This is a genomic window from Psychrobacter sp. NPDC078929 (genome assembly GCF_050267985.1).
Classification (GTDB): Bacteria; Pseudomonadota; Gammaproteobacteria; order Pseudomonadales; family Moraxellaceae; genus Psychrobacter.
The window spans coordinates 238,653-258,086 of the sequence record NZ_JBNNFX010000002.1 but is presented as its reverse complement, the minus strand read 5'-3'; the positions used below and the strand labels follow the sequence as shown (position 1 = coordinate 258,086).

Here is a 19,434-nt window from a genome sequence, read left to right as displayed (position 1 = left end):
CTAGGACTTTGAACTATGGTTTTAAATAAATCTTATTCGACATTTTTATATAAATAACAATTCTATATTTTAATTATTCAGCAATTCAGCAATTCAGCAATTCAGCAATTCAGCAATTCAGCAATTCAGCAATTTAGCAATCAGCTATAGTATCAACACGCTGGCCAATCCTAAAAAGGACATAAAGCCGACGATATCCGTGACAGTCGTTAAGATAACCGAAGCAGATAGAGCAGGGTCGATATTCATCCGTTTTAGCATCAGCGGTATGCTGATACCCGAGACATTAGCTGCAGTCATGTTGATTGCAATGGCAAAACCGATGACGGCACTGATCTTAATATCATGAAACCATAACTGAGCAATAAACGCCATAATTATCGCCCAGATGATACCGTTTATCGCACCCACCCACAGCTCTTTATTTAACAGCCAGACACGGTTGGAACCACCGATTTGACCCATCGCCATCCCGCGGATAACGACCGTTAGCGTCTGCGAGCCAGCAATACCGCCCATACTGGCGACTACTGGCATCAATATCGCTAGCGCCACGACTTGTGCCAATACTTCTTCAAACTGTCCAATCACAGCTGCGGCCAATAGGGCGGTACATAAATTGATACCTAGCCAAACGCTACGGCTTTTGGCACTGGTTAGGATAGGAGCAAACAGCTCTTCATCTTGGCTAACACCAGCGAGGTTTTTCATGGTGCTGTCGACATCATCTTGGATGATTTCCATGATGTCTTCACCGTTTAGTTGACCAACTAGCTCGCCATGGCTATTGATGACAGGGGCAAAACGGATGTCTTCTGAACGAAAAATCGCGGCTGCATCTTGAATATCCAAGCGATCATTAATTGTAATGGCAGTGTCAATCAGATCCGAGACTAATGTATTCTGTTTATGCTTGATTAAATCTACTAGACTCAGTAGTCCCAGTAATTGCTGGCTTTGATCGACAACGAGTAGCTCTTGGCTCTCGTCATCGAGCAGGTCATCGTTTTCACGCAGCCACTCTTGCACATCAGCCAAATAGATATCATCCCTTATCTGGATAATATCGGGATCCATATAGCTACCCACTTCCCAGTCAGCATAGGTATCAAGCTTATTGACTTGAACCCGCGTCTCTTCGTCCAGCGTTGCCATAACCGAGGTACGTACGCTCTCAGTGACAGTATCCAAAATCTCAGAGATATCTTGCGCATCGAGGTCTTGGGTAAACAAGGAGATTTCTTGAGAAGAAATATTCTCCATCAACGGCTGGCGCGTATCGACATCTAGCTCGGCAAGCACTTCACCTTTGATGTGCTCTGGCACCTGCGCCCAAATCAACAGACGGTTTTGAGTTGGGAAGGACTCTAGTAAGTTGGCAATCTCGTATTCGGACTGCTTTTCTAAGAACTCGGTAATGGCCTCGTATGCTTTATCAGCAACCAACCCCTGCAGATACAGAAGCTTATATTCGGCACTATATTCAGCCGAATTATAGTCTCCTGACAGCATGGCAGTTCGTTCCTGATTGGGCGTCGGGGTAGGCATAAGTGTTCCAAGTTTTTACAGTCAATTTTTTATAGTATATAAAGAACAAGAACAAGAACAATAACAATAACAATGACGATTATAACAATCGTTTTTTGCACAGTCTAAAGCGTGTTCTCGCAAGCGTTTTACTTAGGTGGTTAAGTGTTTAAATTAAGATTAACGCTTGCCCAGTAACGCTCGAATATTGGCCAGATATTCATCAGCGACGGCTTCTGGATCTTTGGTCGCTTTTTTCTTTTTCGCTTTGGCAGGCCAGTCTATATGATCCTCGGGCAGCTCATCTAAAAACCGTGACTCTGACGTAACGCGCATCTGACCGCCTGCACGGCGTTGTGTGGCTAGCGTCAATGTCAGTTCACGACGAGCGCGAGTAATACCTACGTACATCAATCGTCGTTCTTCTTCTACGGTTTCGCTGAGAATAGAGTTGCGGTGCGGTAGCATCTCTTCCTCAAGTCCCATGATATAAACGAAATCAAACTCCAAGCCTTTTGCCGCATGCAAAGTCATTAAGTTGACCTTGTTGGTATTCTCTTCTTCTTGCTGTTGCTCGAGCATATCAAGCAAAACCAGCTTACGAATGATGGTATCAATCGTCCGATCCTCGTCTTCTTCGGCGCGATTAATCAACGATTGAATACTGGTATAAAGCATATCAATATTATCAATACGATTTTTTTCTTGCTGCGGTGTTTTGGCATCACTGCGCACAAAGTCAATATAACCTGTCTCATCGATCATTTGACGTACGATAGGTACAGGATCAGGGTGTTGATCCAGCTCGCGCGTATAGTGCTCAATGAACTCGCCAAACTCTTTTATCGTACCATAAGCCTTTGACGGCAATACATGAGTCAGACCAGCGTGGGTACAAGAAGCCAATAGCGATATGCTGTGCTCTTGCGCAAACAAACCAAGTTTTTCTAGCGTGGCAGGTCCCATACCGCGCTTGGGTGTATTGATAATACGCAAAAACGCGCTGTCATCTTCAGGGTTCAAAATCAGGCGCAGATACCCCATGATGTCTTTGATTTCACTACGCGCAAAGAACGACTGACCGCCTGATAATTTATAAGGCACTTGCAACTGGCGCAGTTGTGCCTCTAGCATACGTGCCTGAAAGTTACTGCGGTACAGCACCGCATACTGTTCCCACTCATTGCCAAAACGCAGCTTATGAGTGACGATTTCTTTGGCCACGCGCTCCGATTCATCATCGTCATTACGGCAGTTAATGATGCGGATTTTTTCGCCTTGACCTTTATCTGACCATAGTTTTTTCTCGAATAAATGCTCGTTATTTAGAATGACGGCGTTGGCCGAGGTCAAAATACGCGTGGTTGAGCGATAGTTTTGCTCAAGCATAACGATTTTTAGTTTTGGAAAATCTTCTTTTAGCAGGGCCATGTTTTCAGGCTTCGCCCCGCGCCACGCATAGATAGATTGGTCATCATCACCTACCACGGTGAAGCGACCTTGCGGACCGACCAAGTATTTAATCATTTCATACTGGGCGGTATTGGTATCTTGATACTCATCGACCAATAGATAACGAATACGGTTTTGCCATTTGTCTCGCAGTTCTCTGTTTTCACGCAATATCTTGGTTGGCAAGACAATCAAGTCATCAAAATCGACGGCATTATAAGCACGCAAGTTACGCTCATAAAGCGCATATAGCGTGGCAAAAATCATGTCTTCTGGATCGTCTAGCGTTTCCATCGCCTTATCAGGCTCGACCAAGTCATTTTTCCAATCAGAAATCATTTTGATGGCTTTACCGACCAACTCACGGCTTTCAGCGCCACTCAAGTTGTCGCGCATCATCAGCTCCATCAGCAATCGCTTACTGTCGTCGCTGTCCATGATGGAAAAGTTGCCTTTTAGCGGCGTATGAATCAGCTCATAGCGCAAAAACTGTAGACCAAATTGGTGAAAAGTCGACACCGTTAGCCCGCGCATTTTTTCGCTTGGTAGCAGTTTGCTTACCCGCGCTTTCATCTCACGTGCCGCTTTATTGGTAAAGGTTACGGCGGTGATACGCTCAGCTGGCATGTCGCATTCTTGGATTAGGTAAGCAATCTTACGCGTAATCACAGAGGTCTTGCCGGAGCCAGCACCTGCAAGTACAAGTAGTGGACCAGATACGTAGAGCATGGCTTCTTGTTGTTTGGGATTGAGTTGACTCATAACGTGACCTGTAAGACAAAAGCAAAAAGAGGGTAGCGCTGATATGACAAAGATAGTTAAACGCAGCGCGCATCATCAAAATTCGTATCGTTGCGATATTTTAATAATCTTTATTATAAGAATAATAGAATTTAAGGTTTGATGATGGCATATCATAAAAATCTGGTGGGTCATTATAAAGCAAAAATGCTCACTTTGGGGGAGGACTTGGATGATGAAAGTGGGGTATTCGGACACTTGATTTTTGCTAAACGTCGTGGCAGTGTTTGCTCATAGCCAAAAGTACGGATTTGGGGTTAATATAAGGTAAGGTCTATATCATAATTCATAGTAAAAAAAACACATTTTTTTTACACAGAAAGTGACCGTTCAATACAGTTAAAAACTAGCTTTTAGACACTGATATGCGTATAGTACGTAAATAATTTATGCCAGTTGTCACGTCATTGTTGACCACGTGTAATGAGCTATTAAATCAATTAAGTAAGCAGTCAGATATGATATTGATTTAATACGTTGATCTTACGTTGTTAGAAGATGCGTTGGGCGACCAGCCTTTATCCGCGCGCATACCGGAATCTCTACAGTTGGTCACGTCTGACATCGTCGTCAATAAGCTTGATAATTGGTTGTTACCAGCAAAATACCTAACATGTGACTCAATGACAGTTACTTAAACACAGTGACAGTTGCTGAAGTGCAGTGACAATTACTTAAATAAAGTCACTTTGTGTTTTCGTCTGCGTTATACCTGTCGCAACATGGCCTGAGTGGGTCAGTGCTTGCGCTGTGTCTAACACTCGATTGGGTGAGGAGCACGTATTATCATGTCTGCTTTTAATTGGTCAGCCATTGCTTTTATCTTAGCCGCCATTGGGCTAGTTGTCTTTATGCTGGTCGTACCGCGCTTACTTGGCGGTCGCTCTCAAGGCTCACAAAAGGAAGAAGTATTTGAAGCGGGTGTTGTCGGATCTGGCAACGCCCGTATTCGTTTGTCTGCCAAATTTTATTTGGTCGCAATCTTCTTTGTGATTTTTGATTTAGAGGCGCTATATCTCTACGCTTATGCTGTGTCGGTACGCGAGGCAGGCTGGCTTGGCTTTGCCGCCGCTGGCACGTTTATCACTATTCTGATTATCGGTTTGATTTATGAGCTGAGCTTGGGTGCGATGAACTGGGCACCTGCTGACAAGCTACGCAAAAAAGCACGCTTGTATGCGGCGCCTGCAGGCTTTAATTTGGCAGACATCACCAAATTTGATGGTGCTCATGAGCTAATGGTCGATCCGACAGGTAAAGTGCCAGCGCAGTCATCCGGTCAAATCAATGTCTCAAACAATATTGAGACCAATCGTCGTCATCTACAAAACATCGATCATATTAATACCACGGGTAACGTTACTTCTGTGGATTTTGCGACGTCTGCTCAGCAGGATAAAACTGAACGTTAATAGCAGTTGATGCTCAGCTTATGGCGTTTGCAAAGACGAGCAGCAAAGCATAAAGGCGTCAGTTCTGTTTGTATTAATGATCGCTGATGATTAGCCACTTATTAATAATAAAATTATGGCGACAGCGTGAGCAAGATGATTGCCACGCCAAGCCTAATATGAAGGTTGTATGTTATGAAATACACATTAACAAAAGCCAACCCCGATGCAGATACCTATCCTGCACAGACCAGTCAAACGGTCAATGATCCTATCGAAGATGAAGTGAATAAAAACGTCTTTATGGGTCGTCTCGAAGACCTCGTTCATTCAACAGCAAACTGGGGGCGTAAGAACTCACTTTGGCCATTTAACTTTGGTACCTCTTGCTGTTATGTTGAATACGCTACTACCTTAACCGCCGTTCATGATTTGTCACGTTTTGGGGCAGAGGTTATTCGTGCTTCGCCTCGTCAGGCGGATGTCATGATCGTCGCTGGTACTTGCTTCGTTAAGATGGCTCCTGTCATCCAGCGCCTATATGAGCAAATGCTTGAGCCAAAATGGGTTATCTCTATGGGTGCCTGTGCCAATTCGGGCGGCATGTATGATATTTATTCTGTCGTACAAGGTGTCGATAAGATTATCCCTGTTGATGTGTATGTGCCAGGTTGTCCGCCGCGTCCAGAAGCGCTTATTCAGGGTTTGATGTTGTTACAAGAATCTATTACTAAAGAGCGTCGTCCGCTGGGTATCCATGTCAATGAGCAGGGTATCTATCAGCCGCAAATGACGCCTGAGCGTGACCGCAAGCAGGCAGATCGTATTGCTGTCAAAAACTTGCGTAGCCCAGACAGTATTTAAGTTTTAAACAGCATTTAGACTTATAGCAACAGTTTCAATATTTTATGCGCTTATCATAGTTCGGTTATGATTAACATAGCTTAGTTATGGTTGACATAGTTCGGTTATGACTAACATAGTTCAGTTATGATTAATGAAGGAATACATCATTCATGGTCACGGTAGTCGAAAACATAGATCCTAAGATCAAGCCCGTCCCAGCAGTCATCACAGAGCTGGAGCAAAAGTATGCTGGTAAATTTGTCGTGCAGCAGACTGTGGATGAGATTCCAACGGTTTGGGTGGCGCGTGCTGATTTATTAGATATTCTCTTATTCTTGCGCAAACTGCCTAAACCGTATGTCATGCTATTTGACTTATCAGCGATAGATGAGCGTTTACGCCAGCATCGCGCGGGTTTACCTGACAGTGACTTTACGGTGTTTTATCACTTGATGTCGCTTGAGCGCAATAGCGATGTACGTATCAAGGTCGCGCTAAGCGAAGACGATGTCAATGTACCGAGCGCCACCAATATTTGGCCAAACGCCAACTGGTATGAGCGTGAAGTGTGGGACATGTTCGGTATTGTCTTTACAGGTCATCCGCATTTGACCCGTATTTTATTGCCGAAATACTGGGAAGGTCATCCACTGCGTAAAGAATATCATGCGCGGGCGACTGAATTTACCCCGTATTTCTTGAATACCGCCAAGCAACAATACGAGCAAGAAAACCTACGTTTTGTCCCAGAAGAGTGGGGCATGAAGCGTTCAGGTCGTGATGAAGACTTTATGTTCTTGAACATCGGTCCTAACCATCCCTCTGCTCACGGTGCGTTCCGTTTGGTGCTACAGCTCGATGGCGAAGAAGTCGTCGATTGTATTCCTGATATCGGCTATCACCATCGCGGTGCAGAAAAAATGGCTGAGCGTCAAACATGGCACTCATTTATTCCTTATACCGACCGTATCGATTATCTTGGCGGTGTGATGAATGAGCTGCCGTACATCATGTCGGTTGAAAAGCTTGCAGGGATTACGATTCCACCGCGCGCTGAAACCATTCGCGTGATGATGAGCGAGTTTTTTCGTATTACCAATAACTTACTATTCGTCGGTACGTTCATTCAGGATGCGGGCGGTATGACCCCTGTATTCTATATGTTTACCGATCGTCAAAAAGCCTATGACGTTATCGAAGCCGTGACTGGCTATCGTATGCATCCCGCTTGGTTCCGTATCGGTGGTACAGCTGCTGATCTGCCACGTGGCTGGCAGCGTTTGGTTCGCGAGTTCTTAGATTGGATGCCAAAACGCTTGGACGAATATGTCAAAGCGGCATTACAAAACAGCGTGCTCAAAGGCCGTACCCAAGGGGTTGCTCAGTATAATGCGAAGCAAGCACTTGCTTGGGGCGTGACGGGCGCTGGTCTGCGCGCGACAGGCGTGGATTTTGATCTACGTAAAGCACGTCCATACATGGGCTATGAGAATTACGATTTTGAAGTGCCAGTTGGTTACAACGGTGACGCTTATGATCGCTGTATGGTCAAAGTTGAAGAGATGCGTCAGTCATTACGTATCATTCGTCAATGTATGGACAATATGCCACAAGGTCCTTACAAAGCGGATCATCCATTGGCCGTACCACCGCCAAAAGACCGTACGCTGAATGATATTGAGACATTGATTAATCATTTTATCTCAGTATCTTGGGGTCCTGTGATGCCAGCAGGTGAATGTACGACGATCGTCGAGGCGACTAAAGGTCTGAACAGTTATTACATCACCTCAGACAAGGCCACGATGAGCTATCGTACCCGTATTCGTACACCGACATTTGCGCATTTACAGCAGATGCCATCGGTCATTAATGGCTCACTGGTTTCTGATGCCATTATGTATTTGGCATCGATTGATATTGTGATGGCGGACTGCGATCGTTAAGATTTTGATCTTTAAGGTTAAACCGCTGCTTCATAAGTATTTGTTCATCAATATATTATTGCCTGATGGCACACCAAAATGCTGTCGCTTGTCGATATAACCACGGTTTTAAGCAGACTGATATTGGCTTGTGATAGAGCAGGATGAGTGAGGAAAGACAGAAGATTATGAAAATTGTTTCCGACAAAATGCCAAAAGTAGATGTGGAAAGCATCCTCACCACTGAGGAAATCGCTGCCATTCATGAGTTTATGCACCATTACCCACAGGCGCGTGCTGCCTCATTAGATGCACTAAAAATCGTGCAAAAGCGCAACGGCTGGGTCGATGATGCGCAAGCAAACGCTATTGCCAACATCCTAGACATCCCGATGTCAGACATGGATGGGGTCGCGACTTTCTTTAACCGTATATATCGCCAGCCTGTCGGTCGCCATGTGATTCTCATCTGTGACTCCGTGGCTTGTTATTTGACAGGTTATGAGGCGCTATCAGCTGAGATCAGATCACAGCTGGGTATTGAGTATGGTCAGACAACTGCTGATGGACGTTTTACGCTATTGCCAATTTGCTGCTTGGGCAACTGTGATAAGGGACCAGCGGTACTGATTGATGAAGACACTTACGGCCCTGTCCAGCCATCTGAGGTCGCGCAACTATTGGAGATATACGCATGAGTTTAACGATTTCAGAGCAAATTGCTCGTCGCGGTCAAGGCCAAGCGCCAAGCCAGCTAAATGCACAGCGTGTTCCAATCTATGGTGATAAAGCGACAGCCACTAGCGAAACCAAGCCGTTGACGTGGCGCCTAGCGCACCATGACGCCGTGCTTGATTTAGCCACTTATGAGTCTCTAAAAGGCTTTACGGGTCTAAGAGAAGCGCTATCTAAATCGCCTAAAGAAGTTGGCAATATGATTAAAGCGGCCAATGTCAGAGGTCGCGGCGGTGCAGGTTTTAACGCTGGTCTTAAATGGTCATTTATGTCACCGCCAGATGGTCTACCGCGTTATCTTATCTGTAATGCTGATGAAATGGAGCCGGGCACATTCAAAGACCGTTTGCTCATGGAGCGTCTACCGTTTCAGCTGATCGAAGGTATGCTCATTACCGCTCATGCGATTGGCGCCACTGACGGTTATATCTTTATCCGCGGTGAGTACATCTTGGCAGCCCAGCGTTTGGTCTCTGCTATCGAAGAATGCTTGGCCAATAACCTAATGGGCGATAATATTTTAGGCTCAGATTTTAGTTTTAACTTACATGTGCATACGGGCGCTGGGCGTTATATCTGCGGTGAAGAAACCGCATTGATTAACTGTCTAGAAGGTCGCCGTGCCAACCCACGTACCAAACCACCGTTTCCACAAATCTCTGGTGCATGGGGTCGTCCAACCGTTGTTAACAACGTTGAAACTCTATGTAATATGCCAGCGATTTTGAATCATGGCGTTGAGTGGTACCAGTCATTATCTGAAATCAAAGGCAAAAGTAAAACGCCGGGCACCAAACTATTTGGTTGCTCAGGATTGGTCAACGATCCAGGCCTATGGGAATTACCATTTGGTTATACGGCACGCGAAATCATTGAAGAGTTGGCGGGCGGTATGAAAGATGGTAAAACGCTGAAGGCTTGGCTACCGGGCGGTGCATCGACTGACTTTTTAACCGCTGAACATTTAGATGTGGTGGTGGATTTTGATACCATTCAGGAAGCTGGTAGCCGTATGGGTACAGGTCTGATTATGGTTGTCGATGAATCACAAGACATGGTGCCATTACTGCGTAATCTTGAAATTTTCTTTCAACGCGAATCCTGCGGTTGGTGTACGCCATGCCGTGATGGTCTGCCTTGGGGCGTCAAACTGCTTACTGCCATCAATGATGGTGAAGGGCAAGTGGGCGATGTCGAAAAACTAGAAGGCCTCACGCGTGACTTATGGATTGGTAAGACATTCTGTGCGCATGCCCCAGGTGCGATGGAACCACTAATGAGTGCGATTAAATATTTCCGTCCAGAGTTTGATCAAAAAATCGCGCAGGCGGTTGGTGTCGATATTATTGATGCGGCAGCCAACCAACAGCCAGTAGCGAAATAAGGAGAGCGGCATGGCAGTCATACATATTGATGGGACCACTGTCGAAGTAGATAGCAGCGACAACTTACTACAAGCCTGCTTATCACTCGGCATTGATGTGCCGTATTTTTGTTATCATCCAGCTCTTGGCTCAGTTGGCTCGTGCCGTCAGTGCGCCGTCAAGCAATTCCAGAATAAAGACGACATGGAAGCGGGCAAAGGTCGTTTAGTGATGTCCTGTATGGTCGCTCCTGGCGACGACATGTACATCTCTGTGACTGACGATGAGGCCAAAGCCTTCCGCAAGTCGATGGTTGAGCTACTGATGACCAACCATCCGCATGACTGTCCAACCTGTGAAGAGGGCGGACATTGTCATTTGCAAGACATGACCTATATGTCAGGTCATAGCCGTCGTCGCTATCGCTTTACTAAACGCACGCACCACAATCAAGAACTTGGTCCATTCATCGCGCATGAGATGAACCGTTGTATCGCTTGCTATCGCTGTGTACGTTTTTATAAAGACTACGCGGGCGGCGAAGATTTGGGTGTTTATGGCTCAAACAATCGTGTTTATTTTGGCCGTGATAAAGATGGGCAGTTTGAAAGTGAGTTTTCAGGTAACTTGACTGAAGTCTGCCCAACCGGTGTGTTTACTGATAAAACCCACTCTGATCGCTACAATCGTAAGTGGGACATGCAGTATGCGCCTAGCATCTGTCATGGTTGCTCGGCTGGTTGTAATATCTCACCAGGTGAGCGTTATGGTGAATTGCGCCGTATCGAAAACCGCTATAACGGTGAGGTGAACCGTTACTTCTTATGTGACCGTGGTCGCTTTGGTTACGGCTATGTCAACCGCGCGGATCGTCCAACGCAAGCGCTTGAACGCATCAATGACAAGCATGTCAAAATCAATATTGACTATGCACTTGATGAAACCATCAAACGTATTAAAGATAAAAAAGTCATCGGTATTGGCTCACCGCGTGCCAGTCTAGAGACCAACTTTGCATTAAAAAACCTAGTTGGCTTTGATAGTTTTTCAACAGGTTTGAACCATCAGCAGCAAGCATTGGTCAACAAGTGCATCGAAGTGCTTAACACTGAAGGCATTTATAACCCTAGCATGACCGATATCGAAACGCATGATGCAGTGCTCGTATTAGGCGAGGATATCACGCAAACGTCATCAAGAGTCGCACTATCAGTACGCCAAGCGGCAAAAAATGAAGGGCTTAAAATGGCAGCGGCATTGCAAACGCAGCCTTGGCTTGCCGAACCAGTCAAACGTATCGCTCAAGATGCGCTAAGCCCAGTCTATGTCATCGATGTAACGCAAACCAAGCTAGAAGACATCAGTAAAGTGAGTGTGGTGGCGACTCCTGAAGATATTATTAAACTTGGCTTTAAGGTTGCTGATGAGATTGCAAAACTTTCTGATGACTTATCAGAAATAGCAGATCCGCAAGCGGCTGAGCAAGATGCCAGTATCGATACTGATGGTATGCAAGCATTGGCGCAGCAAATCGCTTATGACTTGATCCAAGCCGATAAGCCATTGGTTGTGTCAGGTAGTAGCCTGTCTTCTACCGCATTGATAGAAGCAGCGGCGCAGATTACCCAAACATTGACCCAAAAACGTGAGGCGATAAAATCCACTGAGCAGCAGCAGGTGGACGCTCATAATGCCAAAGTCAAAGCCCAAGCGTTGTCTGCTAATGATCAGCCTGAAGAAGATAAAGAGCTATCAGCCAAACCGAACAAGCCTGAAACAGGTGTGGATACAGAAGTACAGGACGATATAGAACGCGAACCTGCTGAAAACCTTGAGCTGAAAGAAGTTAATACTAAATACCAAGCGCAAGCAGGTATTTACTTAACGGTTCCTGATGCCAATAGTATGGGTGTCTGTATGCTTGGTGGTCACTCAGTTGAAGAGCTATTAGCCACCGATTATGATGTGGTTGTGGTTGCAGAAAATCAGCTAACAGATGCGATTGATGCCAATAAATTGACGCAGCTATTGACGGACAAAACGGTCATTGCGTTAGATCATCAGCTCCTTGATTGGCATAAAGACGTCGATATTGTATTGCCAGCGGCGAGCTTTGCAGAAGCGGATGGTACCCTAATATCTGCTGAAGGTCGTGCCCAGCGCTTCTTCCAAGTTTACGATAATGAATACTACCATCCGATGAGCAGTATCAAAGAAGGTTGGCGTTGGATACATGCTGTGCATAGCAGCATTGAAGGTCGTGATGTCGACTGGACGCAGCTTGATGATGTGATTAATGCATTGATCGCAACGCACCCTAAACTTGCGGGTATCAAAGGCGCTGCGCCTGAAGCGGACTACCGTATTACCGGTCTTAAGATTGCGCGTCAGCCGCGTCGTTACTCAGGTCGTACCGCCATACGTGCACCGATCTCAGTACATGAGCCGATGCAGCCAAAAGATTTGGACACAGGTTTAACTTTCTCAATGGAAGGCTATAGCGGTAAAGAAACACCAAGCTCGATGATTCCTTTTGCCAGTGCAGCAGGCTGGAACTCACCGCAAGCGTGGAACAAATACCAAGACAAAGTTGGTGGCCATCTAAAAAATGGCGATCCAGGGGTGCGCTTGTTTGATCATTTAGAGCGCTTAGCGACGCGTCAGTACGTTGCGCCAGAGGCTATGTCTGCAAACACTACTGATTTACAACAAGGTCAAGCCAAGCTGGTACCGATTCATAACATCTATGCCAGCTCAATGATGGCGTCACGTAGCCCACTCGTCACAGAGCAACTACCCGTTGCCGCATGGCGTATCGGTATTGATGATGCCAAAGACTGGAATATCGCTGCTGGTGACTACTTAGCGATTGAGATTGATAAGCAGCAAATTACTTTACCAGTACAGTTGGTTGGTTATCTAGCAGAAGGCTGCATCGGCTATCCAGTCGGGCAGGTGAGTATCATTCATCCATCAATGCCAGCGTCAGTACGTAAAGTAGATGCGCCAGTAACGATGCTGGGTAGCATGGCTAACGATATGAATAATAATGTGGCTGAGCATATGAGCGCAGCACCGACCACGACACAGGAGGTGTAATATGCAAGTGACTCGTATTATCCCTGATGTGCCAAGCTTTTTGGCCAATAGCATAAGCTTTGATGCTTGGTCTATTTTGTTTTTGGTAGGTCAATCGCTAGTTATCTTTTTAGTTGTGGTACTGGTTGCTGCAATGATGATTGTCTATGAGCGTCGCATGCTAGCCTTATGGCAAGACCGTTATGGCCCGAACCGCGTTGGTCCTTTTGGTTCATTGCAGCTCATTGCAGATATGCTCAAAATCTTCTTTAAAGAAGATTGGACGCCAAAATTTACCGATAAGTTTATGTTCACGTTGGCGCCTGCGGTTGCCATGTTTACCGCATTGGCCTCATTTGCCATTATTCCTATCTCGCCGACATTGGGCGTGGTTGATTGGGATATTGGTATTTTATTTTTCTTTGCCATGGCAGGTATTGCGGTCTATGCCGTGATGTTCGGTGGTTGGGCATCTGCTAATAAATTCTCACTGCTTGGTGGTCTACGCTCTGCTGCACAGACCATCAGTTACGAAGTGTTTTTGGGCTTATCATTAATGGGTGTGGTGGCGCTGACAGGTTCATTTAACCTGCGCGCCATTGTTGAGTCACAAGCGGACGGCTGGTACATCATTCCGCAGTTTTTTGGCTTTTTGACCTTTGTGGTCGCTGGTGTGGCGGTAACGCACAGACATCCATTTGACCAACCAGAAGCAGAGCAAGAACTTGCCGAAGGCTACCATGTCGAATATTCGGGCATGAAATTCGGTATGTTCTTTATTGGTGAGTATGTCAACGTTGTCTTGATTTCTGCCTTGATGACTTGCTTGTTCTTTGGCGGTTGGCTTGCACCTTTTAATTTAGATATTCCATTTATTCCACCAGCTTTTTGGTTCATGATTAAAACGCTGTTCTTTATGACATTGTTTGTTTTGGCTCGAGGCTCACTCATGCGTCCGCGTTATGATCAGGTGATGAACTTTGGCTGGAAAGTATGTCTGCCCGTAACCTTGATCAATCTGTTGGTTACTGCTGCGGTCATTTTGATCTTTTCCCCAACGTTATAGTCATTACTAGCCATCACTGATGAACTAGGGTAAAGCTGATAAGGATAATAATCCCATGTTTACTACCATAAAAAAGACCGTCATTGGTATATTTACCATTGTCCGCAGCATGTGGATGGTCAATAGTCATGCGCTCAGACCGCGTGACACCATCCTTTATCCTGAAGAGCCGGTACCTGTACCGCCGCGTTTTCGTGGACGTATTGTCCTAACGCGTGATCCTGATGGAGACGAGCGCTGTGTCGCTTGTAACTTGTGTGCGGTGGCATGTCCGGTAGGGTGTATCTCATTACAAAAAGCCGAGCGTGAAGATGGACGCTGGTATCCAGAGTTTTTCCGTATCAATTTCTCACGCTGTATCTTTTGTGGATTGTGTGAAGAAGCCTGTCCAACGACAGCGATTCAAATGACCCCAGATTTTGAACTGGGTGAATATAAGCGCCAAGATTTGGTCTACGAAAAAGAGCATTTGCTCATTTCAGGACCAGGTAAATACCCTGATTATAACTATTATCGTGTGACAGGTATGGCGGTAGCAGATAAACCAAAAGGCGCAGCACAAAATGAGTCTGCACCGATTGATCTAAGGAGCTTGCTACCATGATGAATATTTTGAACCATCCTGAACTGGCTGGGTTTTATTCGCTTGCAGCAGTGGCAGTATTTGCCAGTCTGCGCGTAGTGACTCAGGCCAATCCAGTGCATGCTATCTTATCGATGATTGTATCGTTGCTGGCAATTGCTGGGATATTTTTTGTATTAGGAGCGCCGTTTGCGGGTGCGCTAGAGATTGTTGTTTATGCTGGTGCCATTATGGTGCTATTTGTCTTTGTCATTATGATGCTTAATTTGGGCATGAGCAATGACGAGCGCGAAGAGCGTTGGCTTGATGCCGGCACTTGGGCGATACCGACAGGATTGACGATAATCATTGCCGTTGTGCTCTATGCGATGATTGGTCTCAATCACGATGAAGCTGTCATGATGGGTGGCACGACTATCTCTGCCAAAGCAGTCGGTACAGTGCTATTTACCAAATACATTATGCTGGTTGAAGTAGCAGCATTGCTATTATTGGCAGCCTTGGTCGCCGCTTATCATTTAGGTAAAGAGACAGTCGACGATGAGGTCATCGGTAATGATAGCCAAAACTTCAAGCCAAGCGTAGGCAGTATCAAACAATACGACAATGATAGTACGCTTACAAAGCATGACGGCGTAGAAATGGCTAAGCCTTACGAATATAAAGATGTTGACCCGCATGACTATGTAGGTATGAAGGTAGGCACGAAAGCAGGTGCGAATAAAGTTACGCGCAAGGAGTCAGACTAATGGTACTAGCAGCAAGCGTGGCACAAGATGTGTCAAACGTGCCGTTTGCCCACGAGGTGGCAGGCTTAGTACAGCCAGTTGCTGAGGCGCAAAATGTACTGGGTATGATACCCATGAGCCATGGACTGATTTTGGCAGGCATTTTATTTGCCATCGGTCTGTGCGGCGTTATGGTACGACGTAACTTCTTATTTATGCTAATGAGTCTTGAGATCATGATGAATGCGGCAGCATTGGCATTTGTAGTAGCAGGTAGTCGCTGGGTCGATCCAGACGGACAGATTATGTTTATCTTTATTTTGACCTTGGCTGCGGCTGAAGCGTCAATTGGTCTGGCAATATTATTGCGTTTTTATCATCAGCGTGGGCATCTCGATGTCGATAGCGCCAATGAGATGAAAGGATGATGTCATGAGTTTATTACCATTAACCTTTATATTCCCGCTCATTGGCTTTTTGATTTTAGCCTTTATGCGCGACAAATTATCAGAGACGGTCGCAGCGATTGTTGGCGTGGGTAGCATGCTGTTATCAGCACTATGCACGCTAGTGGTTAGCTATACCTTTTTGACCACCAATCCAGCTGGAACGGTAGTAGAGGTTCCGCTGTGGACATGGTTCCAAGTTGGCGATTTTGCGCCACATTTTGGCTTGAGCTTTGATGGTCTTGCATTGACTATGACAGGCGTCATTACTGGGATTGGCTTTTTGATTCATCTGTTTGCCTCTTGGTATATGAAAGGCGACACTGGCTTTGCTCGTTTCTTTAGCTATATGAACTTGTTTGTGGCCAGTATGTTGTTACTGGTACTCGCAGATGACTTATTTCTGCTATATCTTGGTTGGGAAGGCGTGGGTATCTGTTCGTACCTATTGATTGGTTATTATTACCATGATAGAGCCAACGGCCGTGCCGCGATGAAAGCTTTTACCGTCACGCGTGTCGGTGATGTGTTCTTAGCCTTTGGTTTGTTTTTATTATTCCGCGAATTCGGTACGCTTAATATTCAAGAGATTATTACGCGCGCGCCAGAAGTGTTCGATGTTAATAACCCAACGATGATGCTTACCACGATGATGTTGGTCGGCGGCGCGATGGGTAAGTCAGCCCAGTTGCCACTACATACATGGCTTGCTGATGCGATGGCAGGTCCAACACCAGTATCGGCATTGATTCACGCGGCAACGATGGTGACGGCAGGTGTTTATCTGATTGCTCGTCTACATCCATTGTTTGAGCTGACCCCAGGTATCTTATTGTATTGGGTTGGCGGCGTAGGGGCATTGACGTTGGTCGTTGCTGGATTCTGTGCACTCGCGCAAACAGACATCAAACGTATCCTTGCTTATTCGACCATGAGTCAAATTGGCTATATGTTCTTAGCGCTTGGCGTGGGCGCGTGGCAAGGGGCAATCTTCCATCTGATGACCCATGCTTTCTTTAAAGCATTGCTGTTCTTATCATCAGGTGCGGTCATCCTTGCGGTACATCATGAGCAAGATATCTTTAAGATGGGCGGTCTACGTAAAAAGATCCCATTGGTATTTTGGTGTTATATCATCGGTGGCGGTGCACTCGCTGCCATACCTTGGGTTACCGTTGGTTTCTATTCTAAAGAAGCGATTCTTTGGGAGACTTATGCCACAGGTCACTTAGTACTATTTTATATGGGTGTATTCGGCGCATTCTTAACCGCGATTTATACATTCCGTATGATTTGGATCATATTCTTTGGCGAAGAGAAGACCCATGCTCATAAGTTATCAGGTGTATCGTATTGGTTGCCTTTGACCGTGTTGCTAGTGCTATCTACTGCCGTTGGTGCTTGGATTACACCGCCATTAGATGGTGTGTTGCCAGAGAGCGTTGGTCATCTATTAGAAGTTGCAGGTCAAGCACATGCTAAGCACACCGCAGAATATATCGCGATGGGTGCAATGGCAGCAGGTTTGATATTGGCTGCACTGTTGTATGTCGTCAATAAAGGCAGAATGCTCACTAGCTTTAAGCGCTCACGTATTGGTGGGGCGCTATATCACTGGTGTTATCATGGCCTAGGTTTCGACGCGCTATATGATGTAATTTTTGTAAAACCCTTTTTATTCATCGGCCGCTTACTTAAAGCCGACCCTATCGATAAAACGTGGTTGCTGTTACCTAAGCTGGCCTCAGCAGGTAATAAAGTATTGTCTGCGACGCAAACAGGGTCTCTTCGAGGTTATGCCACAAGCTTTGGCTTGGGTATGGCTGTATTGCTGGTGCTGGTAATGATGACGGTGGTGTAAAGATGATTGAGTTACAACAAACGTGGATGCTACCAGCATTAATTGCAATTCCTTTTATTGCAGGATTGCTATGCTGGGTGGTAGAGCGATTTAATAAACGTCTGCCGCGCTGGATTGCCTTGATCGGTATGACGTTGACCTTTGCTTTGTCATTGGTACTTTGGCAGCAAGGTGATTTTAGCGGTATGAGTAAGCAGGTCATTGCACCAGATGCTACCGTGCCTTGGGTCGCGGAGTTCAGTGTGCCATGGATACCAAGTTTTGGTATTAGCTTTCACTTAGCGCTAGATGGTTTGTCATTGATGATGGTGGCCCTAACAGGGTTGCTTGGTGTGGCAGCCGTTGCTTGTTCGTGGAATGAGATTCAGCGCCGTGTTGGTTTCTTCCATTTAAACTTGCTATGGAGTTTGGGCGGCGTCATCGGTGTTTTCTTGGCCATTGACTTATTCTTATTCTTCTTCTTTTGGGAGATGATGCTGGTTCCTATCTACTTCTTGATCGCAATTTGGGGTCATGATGTGGTTGGCAAAACCAAAGAATACGCCGCAACCAAATTCTTTATCTATACCCAAGCGTCTGGGCTTATCATGCTCATCGGTATTTTGGTATTGGTCATTATCAGCTACGCCCAAACTGGGGTGGTCAGCTTTAACTATAATGACTTGCTCGGTACGTCACTTGGCGGCTGGGAATATCCCATCATGCTGTGCTTCTTCATTGGTTTTGCGGTGAAGTTGCCTATTGTACCTTTTCATGGCTGGTTGCCAGATGCGCATGCGCAAGCACCAACGGCAGGTTCGGTGGATTTGGCAGGTGTGCTCATCAAGACTGCTGCATATGGTTTGATTCGTTTTGTGTTGCCGCTATTTCCAGCAGCGTCACAAGAGTTTGCGCCGATAGCGATAACATTAGGTACGATTGGTATCTTCTACGGTGCATGGCTTGCGTTTATGCAGACTGATATGAAGCGTTTGCTGGCCTATACCAGTATCTCGCACATGGGTTTTGTGGTACTAGCAATCTATGCGGGAACACTACTCAGCTTACAAGGTCTGATGATTCAGATGCTTGCTCATGGTTTGAGTTCAGCCGCACTATTCATCATGGCAGGACAGCTATATGAGCGTCTGCATACACGCGATTTAACCTTGATGGGTGGTATGTGGGGGCAGTTCCGTTACTACGCACCGATATTGATGTTCTTCTGTGCCGCGCTGCTAGGTATTCCAGGTACGGGTAACTTTATTGGCGAGTTCATGATTTTATTCGGCTCATTTGCTCAGTATCCCGTGTTTGTGGTATTTGCGACATTCAGTTTGGTATTAGCAGGTCTTTATTCACTGATTTTGATTCATCGCGCGTTATTTGGTGAAAACAACATCGCTGCATTGGCAGAGCGAGAGACTAAGTCACATGGCTTACCTGCACGTAAACTAAAAGATTTGGGCAAGCGCGAGCTGTCATTACTACTGATATTAGCTGCTGGTTTGGTATGGCTCGGACTGTACCCACAGCCGTTCCTTGATACCTCAAGCCACGCTATGCAGTGGATCAATAACGCATATATATACAGTCAAGTGACACAGGTAGATGCGTCGCAGCTGCTTGATGTAATGGAGGCACGTTAAGTC

At 45.9% G+C, this 19,434-nt stretch carries 14 protein-coding genes; 12 read left to right on the top strand and 2 right to left on the bottom strand.

All coding sequences use genetic code 11. The features are described from left to right. Positions 1 to 144 precede the first annotated feature (144 nt). Positions 145 to 1,548, bottom strand: coding sequence for a magnesium transporter (gene mgtE / locus ACQKCG_RS02280; RefSeq protein WP_201555958.1), 1,404 nt, complete (start codon positions 1,546 to 1,548; stop codon positions 145 to 147). Positions 1,549 to 1,707: 159 nt separating this feature from the next. Beyond that, positions 1,708 to 3,741, bottom strand: coding sequence for a UvrD-helicase domain-containing protein (locus tag ACQKCG_RS02275; RefSeq protein WP_201555957.1), 2,034 nt, complete (start codon positions 3,739 to 3,741; stop codon positions 1,708 to 1,710). 827 nt (positions 3,742 to 4,568) lie between these two features. On the opposite strand from ACQKCG_RS02275, the gene ndhC reads away from it, so the two are divergent. The 12 genes from ndhC (at position 4,569) to nuoM (ending at position 19,431) form a co-directional block, all read left to right on the top strand. Further along, complete coding sequence (gene ndhC, locus ACQKCG_RS02270) at positions 4,569 to 5,192, top strand: NADH-quinone oxidoreductase subunit A (RefSeq protein WP_102091044.1); 624 nt, start codon at positions 4,569 to 4,571, stop codon at positions 5,190 to 5,192. A 174-nt stretch (positions 5,193 to 5,366) separates the two neighbouring features. Beyond that, positions 5,367 to 6,035: a NuoB/complex I 20 kDa subunit family protein gene (locus ACQKCG_RS02265; RefSeq protein ID WP_101206265.1), complete on the top strand. Its 669-nt coding sequence runs from the start codon at positions 5,367 to 5,369 to the stop codon at positions 6,033 to 6,035. Positions 6,036 to 6,187: 152 nt separating this feature from the next. Further along, complete coding sequence (gene nuoC / locus ACQKCG_RS02260) at positions 6,188 to 7,963, top strand: NADH-quinone oxidoreductase subunit C/D (protein ID WP_057758925.1); 1,776 nt, start codon at positions 6,188 to 6,190, stop codon at positions 7,961 to 7,963. Between the two features lie 167 nt (positions 7,964 to 8,130). Beyond that, positions 8,131 to 8,640 (top strand): NADH-quinone oxidoreductase subunit NuoE, encoded by a 510-nt coding sequence (gene nuoE / locus ACQKCG_RS02255; RefSeq protein ID WP_201555956.1) that lies wholly within the window; start codon positions 8,131 to 8,133, stop codon positions 8,638 to 8,640. Further along, positions 8,637 to 10,061 carry an NADH-quinone oxidoreductase subunit NuoF gene (gene nuoF, locus ACQKCG_RS02250; protein ID WP_201555955.1) on the top strand — a complete coding sequence of 475 codons (1,425 nt, stop codon included), beginning with the start codon at positions 8,637 to 8,639 and terminating at the stop codon, positions 10,059 to 10,061. The genes nuoE and nuoF overlap by 4 nt, the downstream gene beginning before the upstream one ends. 10 nt (positions 10,062 to 10,071) lie before the next feature. Next, positions 10,072 to 13,140, top strand: coding sequence for an NADH-quinone oxidoreductase subunit NuoG (gene nuoG / locus ACQKCG_RS02245; protein WP_201555954.1), 3,069 nt, complete (start codon positions 10,072 to 10,074; stop codon positions 13,138 to 13,140). Position 13,141: 1 nt separating this feature from the next. Beyond that, on the top strand, positions 13,142 to 14,185 hold the full coding sequence (nuoH, locus tag ACQKCG_RS02240; protein ID WP_227678826.1) for an NADH-quinone oxidoreductase subunit NuoH: 1,044 nt from the start codon (positions 13,142 to 13,144) through the stop codon (positions 14,183 to 14,185). Between the two features lie 55 nt (positions 14,186 to 14,240). Next, on the top strand, positions 14,241 to 14,789 hold the full coding sequence (nuoI, locus tag ACQKCG_RS02235; RefSeq protein ID WP_010198902.1) for an NADH-quinone oxidoreductase subunit NuoI: 549 nt from the start codon (positions 14,241 to 14,243) through the stop codon (positions 14,787 to 14,789). Continuing rightward, complete coding sequence (gene nuoJ, locus ACQKCG_RS02230) at positions 14,786 to 15,517, top strand: NADH-quinone oxidoreductase subunit J (RefSeq protein ID WP_201555953.1); 732 nt, start codon at positions 14,786 to 14,788, stop codon at positions 15,515 to 15,517. The genes nuoI and nuoJ overlap by 4 nt, the downstream gene beginning before the upstream one ends. 98 nt (positions 15,518 to 15,615) lie before the next feature. Beyond that, positions 15,616 to 15,924 carry an NADH-quinone oxidoreductase subunit NuoK gene (nuoK, locus tag ACQKCG_RS02225; protein ID WP_025653102.1) on the top strand — a complete coding sequence of 103 codons (309 nt, stop codon included), beginning with the start codon at positions 15,616 to 15,618 and terminating at the stop codon, positions 15,922 to 15,924. Positions 15,925 to 15,928: 4 nt separating this feature from the next. Then, complete coding sequence (gene nuoL, locus ACQKCG_RS02220; protein ID WP_201555952.1) at positions 15,929 to 17,803, top strand: NADH-quinone oxidoreductase subunit L; 1,875 nt, start codon at positions 15,929 to 15,931, stop codon at positions 17,801 to 17,803. A gap of 2 nt (positions 17,804 to 17,805) precedes the next feature. Continuing rightward, a complete protein-coding gene (gene nuoM / locus ACQKCG_RS02215) occupies positions 17,806 to 19,431 on the top strand; it encodes an NADH-quinone oxidoreductase subunit M (RefSeq protein ID WP_201555950.1) in 1,626 nt (541 codons plus the stop codon). The last annotated feature ends 3 nt before the right edge of the window (positions 19,432 to 19,434 follow it).